Genomic DNA, 1,388 nt, shown 5'->3' on the forward strand with positions numbered 1-1,388 from the left:
GGAACGAAACCCAGGATGCTTCTATGTGTTGTCAAGTCCGCTCTGCTCGCTGAGGCGGCGGTAGAGCTGGCGGGCTATGTATCGCTTGAGTGAGCGGCGGATTTCCTTGGTGGTGCGTCCTTCGGCTCGTCGGCGTTCGACGTAGGCGCGGGTCGGCGGGTGGTGCGACATTCGGGTCAGCGCGATCGACGATAAGGCTCTGTTCAGACGCCTGTCGCCTCCTCGGTTGAGGCGATGACGGGTGGTGTTTCCGCTCGAGGCGGGCACGGGACTGACGCCGGCGAGCACGGCGAACGCTGCTTCGGAGCGGACCCGGCCGGGGTGTGACCAGGCGGCGATGATCACGGCCGCGTTGATCGCGCCGATCCCGGGCTCGTCGAGCAGGATTGCGGCGTCGCTGGCGGCGACCAGCGCGGTGATCTCGTCACGGTTAGCAGCGAGGTCCTCATCGCAGACGGCAACCCGTCGGGCCAGCCGGATCGCTTCCCGGCGGGCTGTCGCGGTCGCGAGGTCCTCCTGTCGCGTGCGCCAGGACTCGATCGCCGCGAGCTGTTTCTTGGTGAGCGAGGCGCGGGCATCGATGCCGAGGTCGACCGTTCGAAGCAGCGCGGTCAAGGCGTTGATCGACCTGGTGCGTTCGAGGTTGATGAGGTCGCGGGCGCCGATCAGCACCCGCAGCGCCGCGCGGACTCCCGCGTCCTGACGCGGATCACGGAGGTTGTCGGCATCGACGCCGAGCACGGAGCGGGCGATCAGTTCCGCGTCGATCTCGTCGCTCTTGCCTCGTCCGCGACGTTCACGTGCCGCTGTCGGGAACGACTCCACGACCCGGTAGCCGGCGTCCTGGCATGCTCTCGCGAGCCGGGCGCCATACGAGCCGACGCCCTCGATCGTTACGAGCACATCGGCCAGCCCGCTGGTGCGCCGAGCGATCCACGCGACCGCGCGTGATAATCCCGCCGGCGTCGTCGGGAAGGTCCGAGTGTCCACTCTGGCGCCAGTGCGCGCGTCGAGCACGGCGAGAGTGTGTGTTCTGGAATGGGTGTCCGCGCCGATGACATACGCGAACGTGTTTGCGACGATGGTCATGGTGACCGTGATCCTCTCCACTGGGTTGACGTCACTGCGGGCGTCGACCCGGGAATGGTCACTTCGAGGCAGGCCTGTAATGGGCCACGACCGCCGTGAACGGTCGGGCAAGCTTCTAATCAAGCCATCGGAGTGGGCAGGGTCGGCGCCGGCACCCACCCGGCCGGACAGATCCTGGGAAAGGCACCCCGCCGAAGCGGGAGGCCAGGCGATTCAAGAGTCACGACCAGACGGAGCACCAGCACCCACCCTGCCAGCCGACCCCAGGCCAGCCACTTCAGAGACTTACAGGCGCTTCA

General features: G+C 67.3%; 1 protein-coding gene. It reads right to left on the minus strand.

The features are described from left to right. Positions 1–21: 21 nt before the first annotated feature. A complete protein-coding gene (locus tag AUV08_RS05140; protein ID WP_061873125.1) occupies positions 22–1,089 on the minus strand; it encodes an IS110 family transposase in 1,068 nt (355 codons plus the stop codon). Between the last annotated feature and the right edge of the window lie 299 nt (positions 1,090–1,388).

It is taken from the genome of Micrococcus sp. CH7, from assembly GCF_001595485.1.
Lineage (GTDB): Bacteria > Actinomycetota > Actinomycetes > Actinomycetales > Micrococcaceae > Micrococcus > Micrococcus luteus.

Excerpts from the sequence above, each read along its gene's own strand:
- AUV08_RS05140 (WP_061873125.1), bottom strand. The coding sequence starts at position 1,089 with ATGACCATCGTCGCAAACACGTTCGCGTATGTCATCGGCGCGGACACC.